At 51.4% G+C, this 24194-nt stretch carries 23 protein-coding genes; 6 read left to right on the forward strand and 17 right to left on the reverse strand.

All coding sequences use genetic code 11. The features are described from left to right. Positions 1-518 precede the first annotated feature (518 nt). From IPN95_08935 to IPN95_08955, 5 genes are all read right to left on the reverse strand, one after another. Positions 519-770, reverse strand: a complete 252-nt coding sequence (locus IPN95_08935) for a helix-turn-helix transcriptional regulator (protein MBK9449525.1) — start codon at positions 768-770, stop codon at positions 519-521. Positions 771-773: 3 nt separating this feature from the next. Next, positions 774-1295 (reverse strand): DUF2975 domain-containing protein, encoded by a 522-nt coding sequence (locus IPN95_08940; GenBank protein ID MBK9449526.1) that lies wholly within the window; start codon positions 1293-1295, stop codon positions 774-776. Positions 1296-1786: 491 nt separating this feature from the next. Continuing rightward, the gene (locus tag IPN95_08945) at positions 1787-3073 is read right to left on the reverse strand and encodes a hypothetical protein (GenBank protein MBK9449527.1); all 1287 of its coding nucleotides are present in this window, start codon (positions 3071-3073) and stop codon (positions 1787-1789) included. Between the two features lie 439 nt (positions 3074-3512). After that, positions 3513-4454 (reverse strand): TerB family tellurite resistance protein, encoded by a 942-nt coding sequence (locus IPN95_08950; GenBank protein MBK9449528.1) that lies wholly within the window; start codon positions 4452-4454, stop codon positions 3513-3515. Positions 4455-4602: 148 nt separating this feature from the next. Beyond that, positions 4603-6249: a T9SS type A sorting domain-containing protein gene (locus IPN95_08955; protein ID MBK9449529.1), complete on the reverse strand. Its 1647-nt coding sequence runs from the start codon at positions 6247-6249 to the stop codon at positions 4603-4605. Between the two features lie 319 nt (positions 6250-6568). Here IPN95_08955 and IPN95_08960 point away from each other — a divergent pair, with 319 nt between their 5' ends. Continuing rightward, positions 6569-6976: a hypothetical protein gene (locus IPN95_08960; GenBank protein ID MBK9449530.1), complete on the forward strand. Its 408-nt coding sequence runs from the start codon at positions 6569-6571 to the stop codon at positions 6974-6976. 98 nt (positions 6977-7074) lie between these two features. Here IPN95_08960 and IPN95_08965 read toward each other — a convergent pair whose 3' ends face one another. From IPN95_08965 to pdxH, 5 genes are all read right to left on the reverse strand, one after another. Beyond that, positions 7075-7833, reverse strand: coding sequence for a guanylyltransferase (locus IPN95_08965; GenBank protein ID MBK9449531.1), 759 nt, complete (start codon positions 7831-7833; stop codon positions 7075-7077). Further along, the gene (locus IPN95_08970; GenBank protein MBK9449532.1) at positions 7823-8269 is read right to left on the reverse strand and encodes an AAA family ATPase; all 447 of its coding nucleotides are present in this window, start codon (positions 8267-8269) and stop codon (positions 7823-7825) included. The genes IPN95_08965 and IPN95_08970 overlap by 11 nt, the downstream gene beginning before the upstream one ends. Before the next feature lie 210 nt (positions 8270-8479). After that, positions 8480-9121 carry a hypothetical protein gene (locus IPN95_08975; GenBank protein MBK9449533.1) on the reverse strand — a complete coding sequence of 214 codons (642 nt, stop codon included), beginning with the start codon at positions 9119-9121 and terminating at the stop codon, positions 8480-8482. Between the two features lie 68 nt (positions 9122-9189). Continuing rightward, positions 9190-10395 carry a hypothetical protein gene (locus IPN95_08980; protein ID MBK9449534.1) on the reverse strand — a complete coding sequence of 402 codons (1206 nt, stop codon included), beginning with the start codon at positions 10393-10395 and terminating at the stop codon, positions 9190-9192. Positions 10396-10540: 145 nt separating this feature from the next. Continuing rightward, positions 10541-11191, reverse strand: a complete 651-nt coding sequence (pdxH, locus tag IPN95_08985; GenBank protein MBK9449535.1) for a pyridoxamine 5'-phosphate oxidase — start codon at positions 11189-11191, stop codon at positions 10541-10543. A 70-nt stretch (positions 11192-11261) separates the two neighbouring features. Here pdxH and IPN95_08990 point away from each other — a divergent pair, with 70 nt between their 5' ends. Then, positions 11262-11582: a divalent-cation tolerance protein CutA gene (locus IPN95_08990; protein ID MBK9449536.1), complete on the forward strand. Its 321-nt coding sequence runs from the start codon at positions 11262-11264 to the stop codon at positions 11580-11582. A 17-nt stretch (positions 11583-11599) separates the two neighbouring features. Here the strand turns inward: IPN95_08990 and IPN95_08995 are convergent, their stop codons facing one another. The 3 genes from IPN95_08995 to IPN95_09005 all read right to left on the reverse strand — a co-directional run bounded on the left by IPN95_08995 (position 11600) and on the right by IPN95_09005 (position 14888). Beyond that, entirely contained in the window at positions 11600-12064 is a 465-nt protein-coding gene (locus IPN95_08995; GenBank protein MBK9449537.1) for a VanZ family protein, read from the reverse strand. Further along, positions 12061-13368, reverse strand: a complete 1308-nt coding sequence (locus IPN95_09000) for a hypothetical protein (GenBank protein ID MBK9449538.1) — start codon at positions 13366-13368, stop codon at positions 12061-12063. The genes IPN95_08995 and IPN95_09000 overlap by 4 nt, the downstream gene beginning before the upstream one ends. Positions 13369-13664: 296 nt before the next feature. Beyond that, positions 13665-14888: a hypothetical protein gene (locus IPN95_09005; protein MBK9449539.1), complete on the reverse strand. Its 1224-nt coding sequence runs from the start codon at positions 14886-14888 to the stop codon at positions 13665-13667. Between the two features lie 218 nt (positions 14889-15106). Between IPN95_09005 and IPN95_09010 the strand changes: the two genes are divergently transcribed. Further along, positions 15107-15577 (forward strand): hypothetical protein, encoded by a 471-nt coding sequence (locus tag IPN95_09010; GenBank protein MBK9449540.1) that lies wholly within the window; start codon positions 15107-15109, stop codon positions 15575-15577. Positions 15578-15760: 183 nt separating this feature from the next. After that, positions 15761-16432, forward strand: a complete 672-nt coding sequence (locus tag IPN95_09015) for an SOS response-associated peptidase (protein MBK9449541.1) — start codon at positions 15761-15763, stop codon at positions 16430-16432. A 575-nt stretch (positions 16433-17007) separates the two neighbouring features. On the opposite strand, the gene IPN95_09020 is transcribed toward IPN95_09015, so the two are convergent. Next, positions 17008-17424, reverse strand: a complete 417-nt coding sequence (locus IPN95_09020; protein MBK9449542.1) for a hotdog fold thioesterase — start codon at positions 17422-17424, stop codon at positions 17008-17010. 543 nt (positions 17425-17967) lie between these two features. On the opposite strand from IPN95_09020, the gene IPN95_09025 reads away from it, so the two are divergent. Next, the gene (locus IPN95_09025; protein MBK9449543.1) at positions 17968-18735 is read left to right on the forward strand and encodes an SDR family NAD(P)-dependent oxidoreductase; all 768 of its coding nucleotides are present in this window, start codon (positions 17968-17970) and stop codon (positions 18733-18735) included. A gap of 33 nt (positions 18736-18768) precedes the next feature. Here the strand turns inward: IPN95_09025 and IPN95_09030 are convergent, their stop codons facing one another. Next, positions 18769-19560 (reverse strand): SDR family oxidoreductase, encoded by a 792-nt coding sequence (locus IPN95_09030; GenBank protein MBK9449544.1) that lies wholly within the window; start codon positions 19558-19560, stop codon positions 18769-18771. A gap of 254 nt (positions 19561-19814) precedes the next feature. Between IPN95_09030 and IPN95_09035 the strand changes: the two genes are divergently transcribed. Beyond that, positions 19815-20366: a YqgE/AlgH family protein gene (locus IPN95_09035; protein ID MBK9449545.1), complete on the forward strand. Its 552-nt coding sequence runs from the start codon at positions 19815-19817 to the stop codon at positions 20364-20366. 84 nt (positions 20367-20450) lie between these two features. Here the strand turns inward: IPN95_09035 and IPN95_09040 are convergent, their stop codons facing one another. Then, positions 20451-22253, reverse strand: a complete 1803-nt coding sequence (locus IPN95_09040) for a M2 family metallopeptidase (protein MBK9449546.1) — start codon at positions 22251-22253, stop codon at positions 20451-20453. Positions 22254-22461: 208 nt separating this feature from the next. Continuing rightward, the gene (locus IPN95_09045; GenBank protein MBK9449547.1) at positions 22462-24135 is read right to left on the reverse strand and encodes an OmpA family protein; all 1674 of its coding nucleotides are present in this window, start codon (positions 24133-24135) and stop codon (positions 22462-22464) included. Positions 24136-24194 lie beyond the last annotated feature (59 nt).

Genomic DNA, 24194 nt, shown 5'->3' on the forward strand with positions numbered 1-24194 from the left:
GAAGTCATTCTGGAGGCAATGGAGGCCGATTTTACTTTTTAGGGGTAAATTCGAGTCTCGTTAAGAATTCCGATTTTGACAGCAATGACTGTTGGGCAGTTCGAATGGGTGAATGCCGAAATCATCGTGTTGCAATGGTGATGTTTGTTTCTATCCGCCAAAGGTCCTGCTTCGCAGGATGACTGCAATGCAGTTCTTTTTTGCGTCGCAGACGCTAACATCAACGCCATACCCGTCATCCGCCGCAGGTGGACCTTTGGCGGTTTCAATGGATTGTTCGCAATGGATCCTGTCAGTAGAGCGTTGCCAACCCAAACACCGCGTGGTGATAGGGTTGGCAACGCCGGCCGGTCAATAGCGCGTTGCCAACCCAAACACCGCGTGGTTATAGGGTTGGCAACGCCGGTCTGTTTTATGTGGTCAGTAGAGCGTTGCCAACCCAAACACCGCGTGGTTATAGGGTTGGCAACGCGGTCAATGTGCCAACGTGTTCGTTCCATTCTGCAAAAGTTCAAAAATCACCCTTCGGAACGCCCCTGTTTCACTGCGGCATCGCCTTTTTTGTCTTCGTTTTCGAATTCCAGAATGTCGCCGGGTTGGCAGTCGAGGGCTTTGCAAATCGCCTCCAAGGTGCTGAAGCGAATCGCCTTCGCCTTGCCGGTCTTCAAAATCGACAGGTTGGAAAGCGTGAGGTCAACCCTTGCAGACAATTCGTTGAGCGACATTTTGCGCTTGGCCATCATCACATCTAAATTTACAATGATCGGCATGGCTCAGATGGTGAGTTCGTTTTCGGATTGGATTTCGATGCCGCGTTTGAAAATCATGGCAATCACAAAGAGAATCCCTGCCAAATACAGGAATTCGCTGCCCTCTGCGTGGACCGTAAAGTGTACGTGTTCCTCGACCAACCAACCTGCATACAACTGCGTGAGCAAGGCCGTAATCCCGATTTGCAGGGCGATGCCGCTCATCTTCGAGATCAATTGCGCCATGTCCTTGCTGAAGGGATGGGTGATATTGATTTTGCCGATCGCTTTCACGACCTGATAAAACAGGAAGGCTTTGAGTCCCGAAAGCCAGACCAAAAGGCTTCCATGGGCCAAATAATGCCACTGACTGTAGGCCATCAATTCGGAGAGGTCCATTCCCCGGTAAAAATTGGCGCTTCCATCGTGGTTGATGAATGTGCTGATCACCAAAGAAATCACCATGGCACCGGTTTGGATGCAGAGTCCGATGAATAGGATCCAAGAAACCACTTGAAGAATTCCGATAACCTGTTGCGTTTTCATTGCTTTCAATCAATAAATGTTTTGCAATTATCGGTGAATAATTATTGATAAACAATAAATAATTGGAAATATTTTTCGGTTTGGCGGTGGGGGCTTTATTGTGGGGATCGGGTGTCCGAGCCGATTTTGCCAACGCGGGCATCTAGCATTGCGAAAACAAATCCAATCGTGGCATGGAGGTATTTCTGCCGGAGGGTGAAGTATGGTAGACTGATCACGTTTCACGTTGGGCGAGAGCCCGCGGACGATTCAAATGGTTCGATCCGTTTGTTCTACCATACTGTACCCCCTCCGGGGCAAGACCGATCTTGGCGGCAGGGCGTTGCCGTTTCCCACACCGATTTTTTTCCCGCTGGGGCAACACCGATCTTGCCAGTAGAGCGTTGCCAACCCAAACACCGCGTGGTGATAGGGTTGGCAACGCGGGCATCTAGCAATAGACGGCCGCTTCGGGGCGAAATGGCGAATTCTCAACTCTCAATTCTCAATTCTCAAAGGTATTTCTTGACCAAAACGATGATCACCAGCGCGATGACGCCGCCGCCGAGCATCCAGACCCAGTTCCAGGTGTTGCGTTCGGCGGAGGTTTGGCCGTCCATGCCGGGGGCGACGGGTTTGGTGTCTTGGGTCAATTGGTCGGATTCGCCTGCGCCGCAGTCCGCGAAGTAGCCTTTGAGCAGGTTCCAGTATTTGTCGCTTTCGTGGTCGTAGCCGAGCGCCCAGATGCCGGCGCCTGCAATGTCCATTTTTTTGATGAGCGCGTATTTTTCGCCGAGGCTGCTCACTTGGTCGATCCAGAGTTGCCGCTTTTCATTGCCTTTTTCGCGGAGCAGCCAACCCGTGGTACTCGTGCTGTCCCATTGCAAAAAGGCGCTCGAATCCTGCCTTTCGTAGTCGCGCAGGAATACGGTTTTGCCCTTTCCCTTTGTCGCTGAACCGGGCAGCGCGGTTGCTGTGGGCCATTCGTAGCCATAATAAGGCACCGTGATCAACAATTTTCCTTTCGGAATGCCCTTCTCCAACCAAGTCTGAATCGAATGTTCGAAGCTCGATTCGCCCCATTTCCCTGCAAACAAAGGCGAAACGGGACCGGATTCCTTGGCATCGCTGCCGTGGAGTTCATTTTCCATGACAATGAAGCGGTCCACAAGGGGCAACAGGTCGGGGAGGAGGTAACCCTGTTCGGGTCCTTCGGGATGCAAGACGACGGTGATCGTGGCTGATTTGCGCCAGGCATGCAGGGCGGTGGCGAGTTCGGAGACGAGGGTGTTGAATTTTCCTGCGAATCGGGGCAAAATATGGTCGAAATCAAGGCAGACGCCATCGGCATCCTTGTATTGGAGAAGGGCAACGATGCTGTCACAGAACGTTTTGCGGGCTTGGTCATCCCCCAGAAAGCGGGTGGTATTCGCAATTCCAGCGAGGGAAGCGGTTAATTCGACTTGCGTCGCGGCGTGGTGCGCCATTTCCACGAGGCCGGTTTCCCGCCATTGGTGGATCGTTGTATAGCTGCCCGTCTCCGGATCGATTTCGTAGGAATAATAGCCGACCGTGGAGAGCAAGGCGAAGTCATAGCGTTGGTAGGCCGTTCCCGACCACGCGGGATGCCATCCGTAAACCTGCTGATTCAGAATGCATTTGCGGCTGAGCGTGCGTGTGGTGGTATGTTGGATGCCATTTGCTTTGTCATATTCCGCCTCCGAATGAAATTCGGTTAGGGAGAAAATGCTTTTTTGCAAGGTCGAAGGGCCAAAACCTTGGGCCTTTGGCGGTGCCAACCAACATCAACAAAATCAAAACTCCGAATAAGCGCGTCCAAGGCAGCATGGCATTCAATTTTGGGCAAAGGTAAGGAAGAGCGGGGAGGAAAATGTGGGGGCTTTTTTTGTCATGTCGAACGAAGTGAAGGGGGTGCGCAGCACCGCCGAAACGCAGCTGAGACATCTACGGCGGACTTGGACAGCGGCGTGGGTTTGTGCGGCATGTCAGTCTAATTCGTCAGGGTTCGGGTGTTACTGAATCCGAAGATGTCTCGGCTTCACCCGCTTTCGCTGCGCTCTCAGCAGGTTTCGCTCGACATGACGATGGGTGGTAGCAAGGTACACGGCCAGGTTTCGCTCGACATGACAATCGTCCAAAATCAATTCGCCCTTTGTATTGACGGGTTGCGACCTGTCCCTACAAAGGGCGAATGAATTATTCTAATCCTGCTAAAAATCAACCCTGACGGCGGACCCAGGCGATTTTGGCGCGCTCGGCATCGTCGTGGTTCAGATTCAAGCTGTCGGCCAATTCGAAGAGGTCTTCGCGGCTGATGTCGACGTTGAGGGCTTGCTCCAGCATGTGGATCTTGGCATTGTGCTCCAATTCGGTTTTGCGGGAGGCGCTGATGCCCAGCATGTCGCCGTATTTGGCCATCATTTCCAATTCCTTGGCGTGGATCTCGTAATCAGCCATCACGATGGCCCATGAGAAGATGTAGATCGTGTCGCGCACGCCATCCTTGACCATTTCACAGTCGACTTTGGAGACGGGCTCGCTCGCGATGATGTCGTGGATCGAACCGGCATCGGTTGGGACGAGGGACTGGAAGAATTCGACTTCTTCGTCCTGAATCACGCCGTCTGCGCTTGCAAGATCCGCGAGGATACGTGCAAACACCTTGCGGTCGTGACGGTCGACGATCGGATTTTTATCGATTTGTGTTTCGAATGCATTCTTTTCGCGTGGCGCGGCTGCTGCTTTGGGTTTGCCCCAGGTGCCGGTACCTTCGTCGTAGTGGAATTGGGTGCGCACGGTTTTGAAAGCTGCAACGACGGCGTCTTCGATTTCGCTTTCCGAAGGAGCGTTGGAATTGCTGCTTTGGTTGCGGGTGAATTCGCTTGCTGCGGTGCTTGTGGCTGCGCGGGCGGTACGACCGAGGAATCCGCCGCCGAAGAGGCTGCCGACCATGCGGGTGATGGAGGAGCGGGCCTGCTGCATCGCAGTGCGCTTGACCGAGCGACCGATGGCGCTGCCAACGGAATTGCTTTGGCGAATCGGGCCTTGGGCTTCCACGAAATTGCCTGAATCAGGCTGTTGGAATTCGACAAATACCCTTTGTCCTTGAACCTCAACGTCAACGATGAGGGGCTTAATGAGATTGTAGGTGATATCCATTTTTGACCTTAATTATCAATTTGGAGGCAAAGATAGCGGTTGGAGATGACAATTCGCTGCGGTTTTGGAGAAATATCTCTGGCGCAAAGGAGGTCGAATTCGGCTGCAACATTGGCCTTTTTGCAACAAAAGCGTGACGGGGTTGATCCTACTTCCGAACCACGACTTTCATTCGAAGGAACTCCGGACCATCCGCCTCCAAAAGATAGATTCCCGCAGGCAGATTGGAAATCACTGTTGGCGCTCTCGGATCAAGGGATTTCGCGAGGATTTGGCGACCCAAGGCATCGAGAATTCGGAGCTGTACATAGTTTTCGCCCAATGGCGCGACCGAAAAACTGCCATCCGACGGATTGGGATAGGCGAGGAGTTGGGGTACTGGACTTTCCTCAGCAACTGACACGACGGGGACACAATTGCGAAAGCGATGCGCCACAAAAGCCTCCACATCATTGCTGTCAATTGCCTGTAAATGAAACGAATCCAATTCCAGCTCATAGAAATACCCGCCACCGAGCCACATTTCGTCATCGGTGATTTCCATCAGGTAGGTAAAATGTTTGAACTTCTCAAAGCATACACAATTGCCCGCAGCATCGCTATGAATCGTAAAATAGGAGTTGATTGGCAGTGAATAGGGATTGCAAAAATCGACGGTACCAAGCGATGCTGCATAGCCGGTGACCACCGCGTCACCATTGTCTGCAACGGCAATGCCGCGCATAAATTGAACATGCTGCGAGTTGGAGTTGGTATAGGAATCGTGTCTTAACCACTGTAAATTTCCCTGCGGATCAAGTTTGCCATAGTAGGTCACACGACCTGGGTTTGAGATGTTAATTTGATCATAGTAGCATTCCGTATAGCCGTCTGCCGCAAAATAAATGTTGTCTGCAAGGTCGACCCCGAATTCAAGTTCTTGATTTCCTGCAGCATAGGTCGGGCAGCCTACAGTCTTTACCCAAAGCGTGTTACCCAGCGAATCTAGCTTTGCAATGAAATTTTGCCCACGCGTGGCCAACGGGGCTGTGAATTGTTGCCCAAAAATCGTTGCTGTATCTTCAAAACTGCCTGCAACATAAATATCCCCGGATGCCGCGGGGACAATTTTGTTGACATATTCTTCGCCGATTCCATCACAAGTCCGTAACCAGCGGATCTCCCCTGATGGAGACAGCTTGACGAGGTACCCATCCATCTTTCCAACTGCGGCTACGTTGATCGTGTCGAAATGGGCCAATTTTGAAAATTGACCACCTGCATAAATATTGTCATGGGCGTCAATGGCAACCTCATCCCCCCGATCTACGCTATCACCACCAAAGCCTTTTGCCCACAACCAATTGCCGTTGGGATCCATTTTTGCGAGCCAACCGTCATATTGGAAGGTGGTTGTATGGATTTGGTGTGTGTCAAACAACGCTATATCGGAAAAATCGCCTGATGAGACAGTATTGTCGTGTTGATCGACTGCAACTGCCTTTGCCAACAGGACCCAGGATGGGGATTGCGCATTTTTGAGCCATATCGGAAAGCCATTGGTATCCAATCGCGTAAAAAAGGGGCTGACGGCACCTCCGCTCATATCAAGATGCCGAATTCCGATGCCCGCAGTATAGGTGCCGATCGCAAACACATTGCCCGAGGCATTCACCGCCATGTCGATGACTCTGTTGTCAGAAAAGGATGCTGGACCAAATCGATGGGAAGAGACCACCCAATCCCAAGGTTGAGCTGAAACTTGGCCAAAAACCAATAAACAGAGTCCGAGCAGCCAATAGAAATGTCTTTTCATCTTGAATTCAATTGTATGGCCGCAGACGTAGTTCCTCAAATGTCGCCTTTTGTAGCTTTCAAACAAGAGCTGCTGAAAATTTCGTAGGCGAATTGCGACTTTTTTGGCCAATCATGGGTGTGGATGCAGGCCATTTATATCAGACATTTTCAGCTTGCAGCCGCAGCAACATCTTGAAATGGCCCGAAATTTGGTAGATTCGGCGACGAAGCGTGGAGACCAGCGACCACAGTAAAAAACGGGGCGATTGCCGAAAAGCCAGAAGAGTAGGTACAGATTTTAGTTTTGATTTGGAATGACCCTTACCACAAAGTTCAGTATGAAGCATTTGACCTTGTTGCTGTTCCTTCTTTTCGTTGGAGTGGCCGTGCAAGCCCAGAAAATTGCCGATTTCAAAGTCAAAAACAGCACCAATACCGTCGAACGCACGGCGATGCTCGACCTCCTGCGCGCCAAAATGAAGGCGGAAGAAGGCGGAATCGACTACAAATACGTCGTCAATCACTTCAAAGTCAGCGGCAATTTTGCCTGGTTGATGGCAACGGCACAGCGCAAAGACAACAAGCCTTTGGAGCTCGAAGACTATCAGGATTGCTGCCACGTCGAATGCCTATTCAAAAAGGTCAACGGCAAATGGACCATCGGTGAATACGGCGCCTTCAGCACGGACGTATGGTACGAAGGCATTCAAGAACGCTCCGGCGCCGCTGCTGGGATATTTGAGTGAGATCGGGGGATGCTGATCGGATTCAGGTTTCTGATCGGTTAAATACATTGGTGGTAGGGACAGGTCGCGACCTGTCCCTACCACCAATGTATTTAAAATCAATTTCTTACGATTTTTTCAATCAACAAACTGTAGGCCTCCCGCATCGGCAGTTCGTAGTCGACTTGGATTTGGCGACGCAAGGTTTGCACCGTTTGCTGCGTTTTGGGATTGAATCCCTCTTTTTCCACTTCCGTCCAATACAATCCGACCCCACGTTTTGTCCAAGCCGGCGCATCATTGAAGTTGACGCCGAGGCTGAACAGCAATTCATTTTTTTCTGCGATCGAAATACCCTCGATTTTTCGGGTTGCTTGCCGCTCCGAAAGTCCGGTTTGTCGCAGGCGCCAGTAGCAATACCCGTTGAGGGAGTTGCGGTGCGCGTCCTCATTCCGCCAACGGAAGTAGTCCACGACGAGCCCGGCGTTGGGAAGTTCGATCAGGCGACAGTCAAATGTCCCGATTGCCCCTAGCAACAAGGAGAACTTCGCACTTGCTTCGCCAGCCAAAATCGAATTGTATTTCCGTGGTTTTCGGCTGAATGCAGATTCATTCAGGTCAAAGAGCAATGAAATTTCGTCGCTTTGGGTATAGCCATAAACAACGGTGAAGCCACAATTCATCAGGTGCTTGACGGTTTCGACCATCATGTCGCAGAATCGGATGTCAAAGGGGGCTTCAAATTTGTGAACCTCCTTGGTAAGGCGTGTGAAGCTGCGGCCGTCGATGCGCGCGACCAAATACATGCCGGGGACTGCTGAATTGTCTTTTGCAGTCTCGTAAACCCGCATTTTGCTTTCCAAATCATCAAATTTCATTGTTCCATTCGTTAATGGTGAATGTATCGTTGTCGAGGGTGACGAAAAAAAGTTGGTCAAAACCTTCCTCCATGGATGGTTTTTCAAGGCGCTTGAGGGTGCCGCGCACGCCGATTTCAGGGATGTTTTCCTTGCCGATTCGTTTGCTGTTGCGTTCCAGGGCGGATTCGAGGCTGGTTGAGAAGTAGTAGCCCGTCACCTTGAACTTTTTGGCCTTGGCTGCGGCGATGTATTTTGCCCGGTCTTCGCGCGACGGATTGGTATTGTCGATGACAAAAGGCTGTTTGGCCTCCAAGCAAGCATTCAGCAGGATGGACTCGCGGTTGCGCGTCTTGAGCATGTCCAATGAAATCCGAACGTGGGTTTTGAAAAACTTCTCCTTGAAAAAGGTGGATTTGCCCGATGCTTGAATGCCGCAAAAAATGACTGCTTCCATGGGAATGTAGGTTGTGTGAATGGCTGCAATGCTAATACTGAATTGCAGCAATGCACCGCATCAGCTGTTGACCGGTACATTTGGATGAATGAATCGGCTGAATTCTCCGTTTTCGGGCTACTCCGCGCACCTTCTCACCAAAATACGCCGACAACGCATACAATTCCAAGTAGATTCTTGGATCGCTTTCCATCCAGGCGACCAGTTCGTTCACAGGTCTTGTGCCTTGATCCAACGATCTCTTTCTTTGGCCTTCTCTTGAAAGGAATAGGATTTGTTTTGCACGGCACACATCATGCTTGCGGCGAGGTCTTTGACACGTGGGCCATTGTCCTTGCCCTTGATGTAGGGGCGGGGACCCTGGTAGTAGAGCAATCGCTTGTTTTTCAGCAAGGGACGCAGGGCTGGCAAAGCCGCTTCACCCAACGAGGTCACACGTGCGCTCAGCCCGACAAGATGCTCGGGCTTGCCCCAAGGATTGTCTGCGTCGAGTCCTGAGGATACAAGCACCCGGAGGTAAATCTCCGCTTGGAGTAGCTGCGGCAGCCTAGGTGTGCTCCCAACGGCATAGATGATCTCGCAGGCAAACATCCGTGCGACCGCCGAGGCCGAAGTATCGGTCGCAACCGCTTCCAATGCCAGCTGTCCATCGCTTTGCCAGAAGGCATGGGCTTCGGCTCCGTCATGGTGCACAAACAATTTTGAATAGCCTGCTTGGGTCAACCGGTTTTCAAGATTTTCGGTTGGTGCCGCTGCGGTGGGAAGTTGACTATGCAGCAACATGGGACATATACCCATCAGCCCGAGGAGGACGATTCTTGACAACCAATACAGCATGGCCCTATTTTTCAAGGGTTCTGTTCCTAGGGTTAGCGAAAAACGATGCATCGCCGGCAGTCGCATCATACCAATTCGTTGCGTTACTTAAGACGTGCCTTCTTCTCAAAATACACAGACAACTCATAAAATTCCATGTAGATGCTTGGATTGTTTTCCATCCAGGCGACCAATTCGTTGCCGACGTCCTCGATCGGCTGATCGGGCCAAAAATTGTCGCGGCAATAGTGGAAATACTGCAAGGTCTTGAGGCTGTTGAACCAGCGGAAAAAACGTTTGGCAAAGGCTTCTGCATTCGTGGTGTAACGCTTCATTTCCAGAACCTTGGCAACAAAACCTTCGGCCTCCATGAATTCCCGAAAGCCTTTTGGAAAGCCTGAAACGGCAGCTTGCAATTGCGATTCAGAAAGCGAAAACCACGATTGGCAACCTTTCAGTCCGTTTTTGAGGGCGATATAACTTTCTGCATGAAACACTGGATAGCGATCGTCCGGTTTGATCGAATATTTCCAAATGGCGTTGCCGATTTCGAAGTCTGGGTTGTTGGTCGAAATCCACCTGGACTGCACCTGCGTGGTCAAGCAATGATGGTGGGTTCCCAACTCCACGAATTTTTGCAAGAAATCAAAGGTCGGGCGCAACTTGCGTTTGCTCATCCCCGCCTGCGCCTGGTAAGCGCTTGCGCGCACCGCAAAGGCGATTTCCATCATTGGGAACGCATAAGGATGCCCGCAAAACTTCAATCCCGTCACAAACATGCGCTCTGAAAGGTCCACGAAAAGCTTCCCTACGCTGAGTACAGGGTCGTTTGGGCTTTGTTCATAAAGGGTCTTAATGCCAATGGTTTGTACTTTGGGCCGTTGTTGAAATTCCTGCTCAACCTTCTCCAGAAGATCTGGCGGACATACTTTCCCGGCATCGACCACGAGGATGATTCCGTCGGGTAAACCGGCAAGTTCAAAACGGTGAATGGCCTCATCCATCCCTATTTTGAGCAACATACCGCCGCCGCCTTGTGGCTCCGATTCATCGGGAGCCTGAATGGTATAGAAGCGCATGCTGCGCGGCGCTTCGCCCTGACCCAGTTCTCGGTTCTTCTCGCCAAGGAATGTTTGGATCTCCTGGAAATCGCCTTGGTTGGAAATGCAAATGATCTCGACCGGACCTTGGGGTTCGCGGAGGCGACCCATTTCCGCGACAAACGTCTTGAGCATGGCATCATCGAAGTAGGTCGTCACGACCACCAAACGCAATTGAGGATTTGGCGCTTCCAAAATCTGCGGTGCCATCACCGCATGTTTTTGAAGATAATCGAGATGGGAATCGATTGGCAAGTGAAAAGTTATTAGTGAATAGTGAAAAGTCCGTGGAAGTGAAAAGCACTTTTAAAGTTCAAAGAAACACACTTTTCACTTTTAGTTTTTCACTTTTCACTTACGGTGCGAGTCGTTCGATTTTCCAGCCATCGCCTGCGCGGGTGTAGCGGATGCGGTCGTGGAGGCGGCTCGGACGACCCTGCCAGAATTCGATGGCGGTGGGATTGAGGATGTAGCCTCCCCAGTGCGGCGGACGGTCCAATTCGGCGGTGTTGAAGCGGTCGTATTGCTGTTGGATGAGGTCTTCGAGTTCGGAGCGGTCTTTGAGGACGCGGCTCTGCGGACTCGCCCACGCGCCAATGCGGCTTTCGCGCGGGCGGCCATGGAAATACGCATCCGAATCGGCCTCCGAAATTTTCTCGACCGTGCCTTCGATGCGCACTTGCCGCTCCAATTCCTGCCAGAAAAAGCACAATCCGGCTTTGGGGTTCTCGGCGAGGTTGCGGCCCTTTTTGCTTTCGTAGTTGGTGAAGAAGACAAAGCCCAATTCGTCAAATCCCCGAAGGAGCACAATCCTTGAGGTCGGTTGCCCGTCTGCGCCGCAGGTGGCAAGTGACATGGCATGCGGCTCAGGCAAATTGGCATCCATCGCCTGCTCAAACCAGAGCCGGAATTCGGCAAAGGGATTGGTATCCACCGAATTTTCGTCGAGTTGCCCTTTTGCATATTCCATGCGCAGGTGCATGATTTTTTCAGTGATGTTGCTCATAAACGCGAATTTAAGCGGGTTTTTGAACCCAAGTCGTGACAATAATCATTAGATTCGATCAAAAAACACGATGCAAGCACTATTTGTTTATGTCACGTGCAAAGACAAAGCCGAGGCTTTGGAAATTGGGAAGGCGATGGTCGAAGGCCGGTGGGCAGCTTGCGCCAACATCGTCGACGGCATGGAATCGATTTATTGGTGGGAAGGCAAACTCGAATCGGGAAAAGAATCCGTTTTGATCCTGAAAACGCAGGAAAATCTCTTGGATGCCTTGACGGAGAAAGTGAAAAGTCTGCACAGTTATTCCGTGCCTTGCGTGGTCGCGCTTCCGATAGTCGGTGGCAATGCGGATTATTTGGCTTGGATCACAAAGGAGACTGCGCGTGATTGAATGTCAATTCGCATCGGTCAAGCCTGAATCCCGGTTTCCTTTTTGGAAGAACGCATCCACCACCACAGTGAAATCAAAACCAAGCCAAAAAGTCCGCCGGATGTGTCAATCATCACGTCAAAGACATCGCCCACCCGACCGGGAATGAACAATTGATGGAATTCGTCGGAGGCAGCATAGAGAAATGTCCCCAACAAGGCCCACCAACGTGCTGTTTTCCTTTCCCATCTGACGGAAAATGCCAGCATCAGCAGGAAAAAGAGGATCATGTACTCGGTGAAATGGGCGCATTTGCGCAGCACCCAAACGGCATGCTCACCAAACCAAGCTTGAAAATCGATGCCGAATTTTGCCAAATAGCTCATGATCAAGCGGCTCAATGCGCCCGATCCGCCGCCCGGCTGATTGGAGAGGCTGAAAATCATGCCCATCCAGACAATTGCCGGCAGGGTTTTGAGAAACATGCGAAAGCGTGGATTCATTCGGGTAAATATTCAAAGAGTATGCTTGCCTTCTGTGCCTTGACCTTTTCCCACATTTCGCCGGGTTTGAGAATGTCTTGCGGTCCTGTGGGTTCGCAGTAAATGAATTTTTTGCCTTTGTACTTGTAATAGTCGCCGGTGACACCTTCGAGGGCTACAGCGCAACCGACATGGGTTTCAAAGTCCAAAACGATCTCGGGCAACCCCATCAGTTTGCGGCAAAGATAAAAAAACAGGGCAGCGCGGTCTTCGCAATCACTGTAGGAATGGTAGAGCGTCTGCTCAGGTGTCATCGGTTTTTCCTTGCCATAGCGGCCGGCGTCCTCCTTGTAGAAAAAGGCGGTGCGCGTAAAGGAAAGCAGGAATTCTACCTTTTCAATGTCGGATTTGTATTCAATTAACTTGCGAAGCGCAGGAAGTAGCGAGTTTTCAGCCTCACGGCTCATGCCCACTTCAAAGTAGCTCTTTTGGTTGTAATAAGGGAAGTCGTCCATGACTTGGAGCCAATTTTTGTTGAGCTTGACCTTCACGCGGTGTGCTTTTCCCTTGTGCGTAAATTCAATCAGCCGTTCAACGGTGTCGGTAACCAATAAGCGGGGCATTTGCGACATGCGCATCGTGAAGGGCATATCAGCACCATCCACCATTGCAGCCGACATGGTGCCTGCCAGATTGTCGAGCTTGAGGCCGTCCCGACGGGCTGTGACGTTTGCGAATTTTTGCCCTGTTTGCTCCATCAGGTAAAATCCAAATTCGATGTCCTCGGTCCGGACATTCAGAAAAAGATGGCCGGCCGCTTTCATCAAACGGGCATCGATTCCCGATTTTCGCAGGATAAACCATTGAAAAAGAATCGGAAAGTCACCTCCTTGGTCTTTGAATGCAAATTCGGAGTACTCAGCCAAAATCAGGTAGAAATGCCAGTCGCCGATTGACATACCTCGGCGATAGTCGCCAAGCTTTTTGAGAAACGGGTGGTAGGCAGTGCTTTCAAAATGGGCATAAATGTTCCGGTAGGCCTCATCGTTCATTTCCTTGGGTAGCGACATCCCAATCTTTGGAATCACGGGCAAGGTCAATGTCACCGTGTAGAAATCGACCAAGATATAGCCATCCATGGCCGATGCCGACGTCGCGCGATAAGGCTCATCGGAGTCGGATGCCGAACCGGGTTGCGTTTGTGCAGCGACTTGTGAGGCCCAAAAGAGAATGGAGATCAGCAACACATTCATTCTCCAGAACCCCAGCTTTACTGGATTTCCGAGATTGGCCCGTTGACCGAATATGCTTTGGCAAATCTTCATTCCGAAGGACGCTTTTTCCGAATGCCAAAGGTAAGCGAGGAAAGTAGAATTGAGAAAACTAAGATTGTTCAATGTCAACGATTGCGCAAGATGCCATGCAGCCTTGGTTCGGATGGTTGTTTTGAAATCAGCAATTAGGAATGAGTTTTTAATAAAATCCATGATGATGCGTAGGATTTTTGGTTCCAGACAAGGCGCTTGGAACGGGTCGTAGCAGCGCTACGGGCCGTTTCGAGCAACGCAGTCAGGGGCCAAAAAGACAAGCATAAGATTGGATTTTATTGAATACTCATTCCTTACATCCGGGGTTCGTATTTCACCCAGCGTTGACCTTTTTTGGTGTATTGCTTTTCGCCGACGGCAAGGATTCCTTTGACCATCAGTGAATTCAAATCAGCGAGGTCGCGGTCGCGCGTATGCAGGCTCCCATGGGTTTGATCGGCAATTTGGAGGTAATCCGTTTCGATTTCGTCTTTGAAAACGCCACAAAGCAGCACGCGCACGGGCAAGTCGATCATCTCAAGTAAGGCCATGTCCCGCACCGGACCCGTATTGTCGGAGATCAGGATGATTTGTTCGCATTCGGGACAACTTGCGATGCCTTCGAGCACAGCTTCGAGGTTGTTTTCGCGGTGGTCGCCGCCGTCGCCGCCCATGGTAACGGCTTCGATGGCCTGCATCATCCTGTGCAAGGAATCCGCCGGGGTCTCGTAAATGCCTCCCGTGGACCCGATGACCTTTTCGTCGTCAAATTTTTGGTCGCCATCGTTGAAGAAGACAAAGTGCCGAATGCGGCTTTCTGCCAAATGTTCCTGCTGCCAACGCACCAACAAAGCGCCTTGACGGTACATGCTCGCCGTCCAGTCGACCACCACCAAGGCATTTTTCCATTCGGGGTGGCGTTCCAAAACTTTGATCACCGTGCTGTCGGGCAATACCTTTTCCCCGGAAATGATCCGCGTGGTCAAGTTGAATTTCTCCCGGAGCTTCACCGTATCAAATCGCAAAATTTTGAAGGTATCGTCGAGAACCTGGTCAATCGACCAGTCGGCAGGTAGCGTATCCCAAGCCGCATCGGCGGGGTACATCACAAACCCATGAAACATCGACTTCGCGGCCTCCAACGAATTGCAGCCGGTTTGAATCACGAGTCGCCATTTGACCTCTGGGTCTTGGAAAGCAGGGGCAATCCGTCCTTCGAGACTTCGGAAGCGGCGTTCCATCAGGCTGTCATAACCCACTTTCCATTCGGAGGGGCTTTTGGGATACAAGGTGAAAACCAAGTCGATCTGCCTGAATTTGGTATTGGAAAATCCGGCCAAGTCGGCTTTGTTGATGCGGCTGCCTGCAAAATCCATTGGATAGACAAAGGGCTGCAAGGCGGTGTTTTGAAATTCGTAGGACGGAACTTCGACAACTTGGAGGTTGAGCCGCTTCGAATAGCTGTTTTGGCCCCAAACGGAAGAAAGGCCGCACCAAAAGGTGCAGAATATCAAAGTGAAGATTCCCCGAGGCCGCATCATGGAAAATTAACGCATTTGGCTCAAAAGGTTACGACTGCGAATTCAAAATTCCCCTTTTAGTTCTCGCAGATGCGTGGTCCGAAAATAATCGATTGCGCTTTTGTGGATTTGCTATCGTTGACTAATTTGGTAGCGTTGAACATCGTTTACGCATGTAATCGATTCATCACCAATCTATTTATCCAACACATTTTTATCCCACAATTTTTTTTAAAATGAAAAGCATTTCAAAATTTCTCTTTCTCGTGGCAATGGCCACGGTACTTTTTGTCGGTTGTTCTGGCGGCGACAAAGGTGGAGCAACCACAGCCCCTGCCGGCGAGACGGCCGCACCTGCAGCCGATCAGAAGCCTGCTGATGCCGGTATCACCGGTTCCTACAAAATGGAAGGCTCCGCAGGCGAATTGGCGGATCTTATGGTAGATCAGGCCGGTGAATCGGTCCGCTTCAAATTAAGCGCAAGCGCCGGCAATGCCGCTGAATCCGAATTTTCAGGAAATCTGGTCAAGAAAGGCGACGGCAGCTATGAGTATCAAGACGATGGCTGCTACATCGCCTTCAAATTCTCGGCCACGGGCTGCGACGTTTCCTATGCCTCGACCCCCGAAGGTTGCGGTCTTGGTGACGGCGGCGCTGACGTGCAAGGCGCCTACAAGTTGGTCTCCCACGACAAGCCCGCGATCTAAAGACTTCGTTTTGCGCTGCAGAGGCTGATTTTTAAAGGTCTCGCACGCTTTACTCCCCAAGTTTTCGACCTTCGGATGCTTGGGGAGTTACTTTTTCGGCCGGATGCAGGCATGATGAAGGCGAATTTTCATTCGTCCAACCCTTGAATTTCCTTAGCTTGAAGCGCAATTGGTTCAAAAGACATGTGTGGACGCTACAGTTTAAAGATGCCGTTGTTGCAGGTGGCTACCGAATTGGGACTTGACCATCCGGAATTCATCCTCGAGCCGCGCTACAACATCGCGCCGACGCAACGGTTGCCTGTTGTTACGGGCGAATCGCCCCGCCGTTTGCAGCTCATGCGCTGGGGTTTGGTGCCCGCCTGGGCCAAGGATCCGGGCATCGGCAACAAACTGATCAATGCCCGCGCCGAAACTTTGGCGGAGAAACCGGCATTCAGGAAGGCGCTACAAATGCGGCGGTGTTTGGTGGTGGCAGATGGATTCTACGAATGGAAAGCAACGCCCTACGGGAAATCCCCGCAGCATATTCACTTGCTTTCCAATGGCTTGCTTACATTCGGCGGACTCTGGGAAAGCTGGCGCGATGGCGAAGGAAAGGAGTTGCGCACATTTACCATCATCACCACGACGCCCAATACGTTGATGGCGGAGATTCACGACCGCATGCCGGTGATCATCCCGCCCGAATTCCGTGAAAAATGGCTGAATCCGCAGACGCCGCAGGCGGAAATCGATGCCCTGCTTGTCCCACTTTCGGATGGTCTGCTCGCGGCGGATGCGGTCGGAAATCTGGTCAATTCGCCGCGGAATGAAGGTCCGGGTTTGCTGGATGGGCCCGGGACGCTGTTTTGAGTTGTAGGAGGCGGTTCAAGGACAAAAAAAGCCGGGCGAGGGCCCCGGCTTTGCTGTACGAAGAATCAATCATCCAATATGAAAAACACTGCTACTTTCCTGTGAATCAGTCCGCCACCGCCACAGAGCTTACGGGCTCCGAGGCTGGCGAACCGAAGTTTATCCTTGGTGGCTCAAAGTGCACCTTGGGCACCAAATGGGGCGATCGTTTTGGCTTTCTTGGTCGCGTGTCGTGGGCGTTTCCATTTCAATGTGAAAGTCGAATTTTCAGGATCAAAAATGTAAGGATCGCGGTGGCGAAGGCGAGTTGCAGCAAGGCAATCTTCACGTTTTGGGTTTTCATCTCGTTTTCCTTTTCCGTGCGAACAATCAAGGGACGTCCTTGATTCTGATACCAAGTTGCAGGGATTTTGACGGGATGTAAAGCAGAGAATCTTGTTTGGATTACACAGTTCTGGGGTATGCTTACCTATAGGTTGGCCGTTGGCTTATCGTTTTAGGACAGCCAAAATGCCCATTCTTTTACGGGAATGGATTACAACGAAGAATTTTTTGAATGCAAAATTTTTTCTGAATCAGCGCTGCAATACAGCCATCGTCAACCGCGAAATCGCGGTGAGTTCGCCATTGTCGCCCGACATTCTGATTTCCCAGACCTGTGTGGTGCGCCCGATGCGAATGGGTTTCGCGATTCCCGTGACCCATCCGCTGCGCGCCGAACTCAGGTGATTGCAATTGACTTCCAAGCCGACCGCGTAATGTGTGGCAGGGTTGACGACCATGTTGGCAGCAATACTTCCAATCGATTCGGCCAACACCACGCTCGCGCCACCATGAAACAGCCCGAAGGTTTGCGTCGTCCTGTGATCGACCGGCATCCGGCCTTTCAGAAAATCAGGGCCGATTTCCGTGAGCTCAAGACCCACGTGGGCCAACATGTGAATGTTATTGATGTGTGAGATTTCCTCGAGAGAATAGGCGCGGTACCACATGAGATCTATATTGGGTGTTTCAGAACGCAAATAACGCAAAATCGCAGCGCCGATGATTGGAAGAATGTCCAGGGATTGGTTCAGCGTGATTTTGGCCTATTTCCCCTTCTCTGCGCCCTCCGCGAACATTTGCGCCTTTTGCGTGTTCCTTTGCCGCTCTATCAACGCAAAGTGTCCGTTGGCTTGTGCACCAGCTTCGAAACAGATAACAATCCCATTGTTGTTGATCTGACGGACTTTTGAATAGACGGCCCGCCAGGGCGGGCCGCAAACTGTGGGAGCCGCTTTGCACCCGAGGCTTCCACCTCGGGCTACCGATAGACGGCCCATTGCCTGCGGCGATCTAAAGATTCTGGGCGGGATGGCGAAGAGTTATAAAGCACACATGCACAGGCAATTGGAGTATTATGTCCTAGTAGTAATCCCCGCTCGCGGGACAAGCGCCGGTTCGCAAAGTTTATATCACTCTCAACTCTGAAATCTAAACTCTCCACGAGCAACTTTTCACTTATAACTTATCACTTTTCACTTTTAACTTGCACCATGAGACGTATCACGATGATCACAGGCGCGACGGCGGGTATTGGCGAGGCCTGCGCATGGAAATTTGCCGGACAAAAGCATGATTTGATTTTGACGGGAAGGCGTGCCGACCGTTTGGAAGCCTTGGCGGATGAGATTCGCAAATCCGAAGGTGTCGAAGTCCAAACCCTGGTTTTTGACGTTCGCGAGCGTGCGGCCGTGCAGGCGGCTTGGGAGAGCCTTTCGGAGGAATGGCGCAAAGTGGCCATCCTCGTCAACAATGCCGGCCTTGCTTTGGGCCGCGAACCGCTGCATGAAGGCAACGTCGACGAATGGGATACGATGATCGATACCAACGTCAAGGGCTTGCTCTACGTGACCAAAATGGTGCTGCCCGAAATGGTGGCCGCCCGTTCGGGGCATATCATCAACATGGGTTCCGTGGCCGGTCGTGAGGTTTATCCGAATGGCAATGTCTACTGTGCGAGCAAATTTGCGGTCGAAGGCCTGAGCCGTGCGTTGCGTTTGGACGTGGCACCCTTCAATATCAAAGTCACCACGATCAGTCCCGGTGCAGTGGAAACGGAATTTTCCGTGGTGCGGTTTGGCGGAGATGAAACGAAGGCAGCAGCTGTCTACGAAGGCATTACGCCCCTAACCGGGCCCGACATCGCCGAAATGGTTTGGTTTGCAGCGAGTCAGCCTGCGCACATCTGCATCAACGACATCAACCTGACGTGCACCGCCCAAGCCAATGTGAGCACGATGATCCGCAACGCTGGGATGTAAGGCAAGGTTCGTGCGACGCGAATGCCAAGCAGGTCAGTCCGGTTTGTGCATGATGCGACCTGCGGCTTTGGCTGCCATTTGGGTGGAAATGAGCTTCGTAAGGAAGGCTCCGAGGCCGTTGTACCAACCGGGAATGGTCTCGGCTTTGCCGCGAAACATGGCCTTGAGGGCGATGCGAGCGCATTTTTCGGCGGTCATCGTGACGCGTTGGTTGGCTTCGATCACTTGTTGGCTACCGGCTCTTTCGGCAAAATCCGTCGTCACACTGCCCGGTGAAAGGCAAGTCACGGAAATAGGGGTGGAGCGCAATTCTGCGCGCAAGGCATAGCTAAACGAACGCACATAAGCCTTTCCTGCGCCATAGAGCGCCATATTCGGGAGGGGTTGATAGGCACCCAAGCTTGCGACATTCATGATCCAGGCCTTTTCGTTTTGTTTCAGGAGGGGAATGAACGTATGGCACATCCGCAACAAGGCGGTGACATTCAATGCGTTCATCGCTTCCAATTCCTCAAAACTGGATTTTTCGAACTTATCCCAAACCCCAAAGCCGGCGTTGTTGACCAGAATTTGAACGCGCAACTGATTAAGCTGACAAAATTCGAGGATTTTGCCCGGCGCTTCGGGGGCGGCAAGATCGACGGCATAGACTTGGACGGTGACTTTGTATTGCCCTTCCAATTCGGATTTCATCGCTTCGAGCAAATGGGCAGAACGCGCTACGAGGAGCAACGACCACCCCTGCGCGGCCAATTGACGCGCGATTTCCTTGCCGATACCCTTGCTCGCGCCCGTGACGAGCGCAAAACCTTTTGTTTTTTCCATGTCAATTTCCAACTGAAAATGCGGGGCAATTTAGACAGAATGCCGGCATCAAACGGCTGCATTTGTACACCCTTCGATCGCGAAAATAGACCAACATGGTGCAACACTCATACTGTCCCCAATTCGGCAAAGTGATGTTTACGCCGTCAAGCCGACAATTTTACACCATTCATGCCCAAAGACCCACAATTCCGTGGCGAAAGGCTTGATCTTTGCCGAAAGTTTTGGTAAAATTGATTTTCAAGGCTACAAAAATGAAAACGCCAACCAAGGGAAACATCTTGCTTTCGGAGCCGTTTTTGCAGGATCCGAACTTTGCCCGTTCCGTCGTGTTGCTCACCGAGCACAATGAAGAAGGGTCGATCGGGTTCATTCTCAACAAACCGATCATCTACAAAATCAACGAAATTATTGAAGATTTCCCTGAATTTGACGCGCCCGTGTACATGGGCGGGCCGGTGCAACGCGACTCCTTGCACTTTATTCATCGTATCGAGGCCTTGGCCGACGATGGCGACGAGATTGCGCCCGGTGTCTATTGGGGCGGCGACTTCGAAAAACTGAAGCGGATGATCCGCCTCGGAATTGTGGTTCCTCACGACATCCGCTTTTTTGTCGGCTATTCAGGTTGGGGACCGCAGCAATTGGAAGGCGAAATGGAGATGAAATCGTGGATCGTCAGCAGTCGCAGCGACAAATTTGCCTTCGCCGACCGCTCCGAAGCCCTCTGGGGCGAAATCCTGCAAGCCATGGGCGGCAAATACAAAGCCATGGCGCATTATCCGGTTGACCCTTCACTCAATTAGCAGTTAGAAAGTAGCAGTTAGCAATTCCAATGACGCTATCGGCGGAATCAAAACTGCTAACTGCTAACTGCTAACTTCTAACTATCAAATCGTTTCCGGCAGCGTGTATTTCCGGCCTTCATTTTCCTTTTTCAGGAAATCCATTAGCGGATTGAAGTAGTCGAGCATCGCCTTGGCACTCATTTCGGCACCGAGTTTTTCCTTGAGCAATTCCCGCCAATCACGGCTTCCACCTGGGTAAAGCAAGTCCTTCAAGAATTTTCCAACTTCTTGATTTCCATGGTAATTGGTCGCGTGTGGATCCTGATGAAGGATGTTTTTGGCGATGTGGTCGTGGAATTGGAACAACAGCACGTAGCTCATCGCATAATCGTAGTACTGCGCGGCGTCGTCGTTGATATGCGTTTTGGACGCGGCATCACAGTACTCCTCGCCCCTGGTCGTCGGCGGGGCCATTCCTTGATATTTCGCGGCCAATTCCCACCATCTTTTGTTGAATTCGGCTTCAGGGAGATTGCCGGCGTAGAGATCATGCTCGAAATCGGTCATGACGCCCGCGCCAAACGGCATGAATACGATGTAATTCAGGGCTTCTTTCAGCAAGGTCTTTTGTTCGTCGGTTTTGGTGTCGGCTGGAATCAGCTTCAGGTGCTCCATATAGGGTTTTTGCATGGCTGCCAGCCCCAGCAAGCTGCCGATGGCCTCGTGGAAGCCACGGTTTGCACCTTTGCGCAGGAGCGCGGGCACATCCTTGTTGGTGTACGTGAGGTAATAATAGATGTGTCCCAATTCGTGGTGGGTCGTCTCATACCATTCGGTATTGGGAAGCACACTCATCAGGCTGCGCACGTCGCGCTCCAAGTCCAGGTGCCAAGCACTTGCATGGTTGTTTTTTTGGTAGCCGGCATCCTTTGGAGCAGGGTAGAGGCTGGACTTTTCCCAGAATACAGGTGGAAGCTTTTCAAAACCAAGGCTCACGTAAAATTCCTCCGCGGTCTTGACAAGCCACTCCGCGCTTTTGTCTTTGAGTGCTGCGTCAAGGTCCACACCTTCGACATCCACCAACGATGACCAATCCTGCCCCCAACGATTCGGAAGCCAATCCGCAGGAATCAGATCCGGAACATCCACCACTTTGTATTTCTTGGCCAATTCGTAGCGTGCCCAAGTATGCAGTTCGCGGTAGAGTGGCCAAATGTCGCGGATCAATCCGTGCATCAGGTCCATCATTTCCTGACGGGTCATGCCGTAGTCGCTCACCTGATAGCTGAAATAGTCGTCGTAACCCAAGGCTTTGACCGTTTCATTGCGCAGGCCGCGAAGATTGACCAAGCCGGGCTTCAAGCCTTTGCCGACTTCCTTGCTTGCTTCCCAAGCCATTCTGCGCTTCTTCAAGTTGGTTTCCTCTCCCAGAATCTTGTCGATGTCGTTGGTCGAAACCTTTTTGCCATCCAGCATAAAATTGAAGCCAAACAGCTTCTCGGTCTGTTCTGTTTCAGCTTTGATCCTGTTTTTGACCACGTCCTTGACAATCGCGGGATTGTTGGCTGCGCTGTAGAGAATGCCATCCAACTGTCGCTTTTGGATCGGGCTCAGATCGGTTTTCTTGAGGAATTTCTTGGTTTTGTTGATGTTTTCTTCGCTACCGGTGAAATCCGCAAAGGCCTCGTTGGCGGCCTTGGTACGCACGGCATTGGTGCTGTCGCCCTCGACGATATGGGTATTGCTTTCCCATTCGGCTTGGGAACTTGCGTAGTAAAGTGCCTGAAATTCCTTGGTGTAGCTGTCGAGAAAAGCCTGTGCCTTTGCATTGCCTTTGCCCGTCGAATCGGCCGTGATGTTGCCGTTTCCGGTGGTGGTTTTGTCATTGTTGGCTGTGAGCGCCATCACCAACAAGGCTGCAACGAAGAAGGAGGTCTTTTTCATATCCTGGAAAAGCGTTTTGTGCGCCTCAAAGATAAAAAGGAATTTGAGACGGTCGGCGTCGCCGGTCTTCCACCTCCTGCCCTAATTTGGAGAAAGCCTTGCCTCGGCAAAACACAAAAAAAAAACGGCAGCCCTAAGACTGCCGTTTCTGAAATCTAGTCACCGGTGATTATTCAATCACACGGAACTCAACCCTTCTGTTCAAGAACTGAAGCGCTTCGAGTTTTGGATCCTTGTAGTCGGCGGGCAGGTTTTTGACCAATTGCTCGTCGGAACCTTTGTAGTCGATTTTGATACGTTCAGGAGCGATACCAAGGTTGGTGTTCAGGACCTTGGCCACGTTGGTGGCGCGGGCCTTGGACAGCTCGGTGTTGGCGTCGGACTTGCCACGGTTGTCGGCGTTGCCGACGACGACGATGGTTTTGGTGGGGTTTTCGTTGAGGTATTTGGCGACTTGGAAGATCACCGGATAGTATTCCTGCTTGACATCGGAGCTGTTCAAATCAAAGTTGATCATGCCGAAGTAGCTTCCGCCGACGGCTTCGGTTGGAGCAGCCTGCACAGCAATGGCTTTGCCGTTTGCATCGCTTTGGCCACCTGCAGCACTGCCCGGCTCGTCGTCGTAGAAGTCGATCACGCCGTCGTTGTCGCTGTCGATGGCAATGCCATTGCGATCCACTTCAGAACCTTTAGGTGAAAATGGCTCCTTGTCGCGGAAGTCTTGAATAGCATCACCGTCGGAATCTACCGCACGGCCTTGGCCATCAACCAGTACGCCCTCAGGTGTGCCTGGCTCTTTGTCGCGGGAATCCACCACGCCGTCGTTGTCGCTGTCCTTGTCACCCGATTTGTTGAAACGCTTCAGGTCACGGACATCATTGTAAATCGAAGAAAGCGGATTCTGGAACCAGTAGCTTTCCTGACCTTTTCCGAGGCGGAAATTGAATCCGATCGTCGTGTTTTGCAAATAGTCGCCGTTGGCGGTCAAGGTCAGGGTCTCTTCCCAGCGGTGACCGTCCAAGAGGTCATCGCCGCTCCAGGTCACGCGGTGCTCCAAGCTCAAGCTCAACCTGCGGGAGAGTTTGAATTCCAAGCCCAAACCGACATGGCCAACCACAGCCAGGGTATTCTCGTTGAGTCCAGGTTTGTGAGGATGGGATTCAGCCGCTGTCTCGTAGGAATCGTCGATCAAGTTGTTGAGGTTGCTCAGGATGTCCTTGCGGTCACTCAAATTTTGCGTACCGTTGATACCGCTGTAATCATAGGTAGAGCCATTGGCATCCAAGGCATTGACATGTGTATTGTAAAGCATTGCCCCCACACCGGCAAAGGCATACAAGCTCACTTTGGGGTCTTTGTTGTGGAAACTGATGTTTCCAATGTTGAAGATTCCTTGCAATCCCAAGTCGTAGTACTTGGTTTTGTGATTGTAATAAACGTAGGGATAGGCATTGGTGGTATAATTTGCCGCTGAGTCTACAGCACCATTCAAGGCTGAGTTGCGGGCAAAACCGCCGTTGGCGCGCCAGTTTTGACCTTTTGCTGTACCCATACTTGCAGACATGCGCAAGGAAATGACATGGCTGATTGCTTTGCGCAGGTTCAGGCCAAAACCAAAGCCGAGTTCTGGACGTATGTCGCCAGAGATCATCGCCGTGCCAAATTGGACACCAAGGGCAGAGTTGTTCCTGCGTGGTGGAGCAAATGATTCTTGATTGGCTTCATACGCAGCTTGGCGCATGAAATGTTTGTCCCGAAGGTTAAGTGTATCTTTCGGAGTCTGGGCAGCGACCTGCAAGCAAGTCCCAAGTAAAAGAGCAAAAAGTAGAGCGTGTTTTTTCATTTTCATGAATTGAAATTTAGAAAGCCAAAAATTCATTTGATTACCGGAAAGATTTTCTC

The sequence above is a fragment of the Bacteroidota bacterium genome (assembly GCA_016718825.1).
Classification (GTDB): Bacteria; Bacteroidota; Bacteroidia; order J057; family JADKCL01; genus JADKCL01.

What these genes read in the sequence shown, in the direction of transcription:
- IPN95_08970 (MBK9449532.1), bottom strand. Translation starts at nt 8,269, where the DNA reads ATGGAAGCAGTCATTTTTTGCGGCATTCAAGCATCGGGCAAATCCACC.
- IPN95_08940 (MBK9449526.1), bottom strand. Translation starts at nt 1,295, where the DNA reads ATGAAAACGCAACAGGTTATCGGAATTCTTCAAGTGGTTTCTTGGATC.
- IPN95_09000 (MBK9449538.1), bottom strand. Translation starts at nt 13,368, where the DNA reads ATGAAGATTTGCCAAAGCATATTCGGTCAACGGGCCAATCTCGGAAAT.
- IPN95_09025 (MBK9449543.1), top strand. Translation starts at nt 17,968, where the DNA reads ATGAGACGTATCACGATGATCACAGGCGCGACGGCGGGTATTGGCGAG.
- IPN95_09040 (MBK9449546.1), bottom strand. Translation starts at nt 22,253, where the DNA reads ATGGCGCTCACAGCCAACAATGACAAAACCACCACCGGAAACGGCAAC.
- IPN95_08995 (MBK9449537.1), bottom strand. Translation starts at nt 12,064, where the DNA reads ATGAATCCACGCTTTCGCATGTTTCTCAAAACCCTGCCGGCAATTGTC.
- IPN95_08955 (MBK9449529.1), bottom strand. Translation starts at nt 6,249, where the DNA reads ATGAAAAGACATTTCTATTGGCTGCTCGGACTCTGTTTATTGGTTTTT.
- IPN95_09015 (MBK9449541.1), top strand. Translation starts at nt 15,761, where the DNA reads ATGTGTGGACGCTACAGTTTAAAGATGCCGTTGTTGCAGGTGGCTACC.
- IPN95_08990 (MBK9449536.1), top strand. Translation starts at nt 11,262, where the DNA reads ATGCAAGCACTATTTGTTTATGTCACGTGCAAAGACAAAGCCGAGGCT.
- IPN95_09035 (MBK9449545.1), top strand. Translation starts at nt 19,815, where the DNA reads ATGAAAACGCCAACCAAGGGAAACATCTTGCTTTCGGAGCCGTTTTTG.
- IPN95_08965 (MBK9449531.1), bottom strand. Translation starts at nt 7,833, where the DNA reads ATGAAATTTGATGATTTGGAAAGCAAAATGCGGGTTTACGAGACTGCA.
- IPN95_09005 (MBK9449539.1), bottom strand. Translation starts at nt 14,888, where the DNA reads ATGCGGCCTCGGGGAATCTTCACTTTGATATTCTGCACCTTTTGGTGC.
- IPN95_08960 (MBK9449530.1), top strand. Translation starts at nt 6,569, where the DNA reads ATGAAGCATTTGACCTTGTTGCTGTTCCTTCTTTTCGTTGGAGTGGCC.
- IPN95_09045 (MBK9449547.1), bottom strand. Translation starts at nt 24,135, where the DNA reads ATGAAAAAACACGCTCTACTTTTTGCTCTTTTACTTGGGACTTGCTTG.
- IPN95_09020 (MBK9449542.1), bottom strand. Translation starts at nt 17,424, where the DNA reads ATGTGGTACCGCGCCTATTCTCTCGAGGAAATCTCACACATCAATAAC.
- IPN95_08980 (MBK9449534.1), bottom strand. Translation starts at nt 10,395, where the DNA reads ATGGCACCGCAGATTTTGGAAGCGCCAAATCCTCAATTGCGTTTGGTG.
- IPN95_09030 (MBK9449544.1), bottom strand. Translation starts at nt 19,560, where the DNA reads ATGGAAAAAACAAAAGGTTTTGCGCTCGTCACGGGCGCGAGCAAGGGT.
- pdxH (MBK9449535.1), bottom strand. Translation starts at nt 11,191, where the DNA reads ATGAGCAACATCACTGAAAAAATCATGCACCTGCGCATGGAATATGCA.
- IPN95_08950 (MBK9449528.1), bottom strand. Translation starts at nt 4,454, where the DNA reads ATGGATATCACCTACAATCTCATTAAGCCCCTCATCGTTGACGTTGAG.
- IPN95_08935 (MBK9449525.1), bottom strand. Translation starts at nt 770, where the DNA reads ATGCCGATCATTGTAAATTTAGATGTGATGATGGCCAAGCGCAAAATG.
- IPN95_09010 (MBK9449540.1), top strand. Translation starts at nt 15,107, where the DNA reads ATGAAAAGCATTTCAAAATTTCTCTTTCTCGTGGCAATGGCCACGGTA.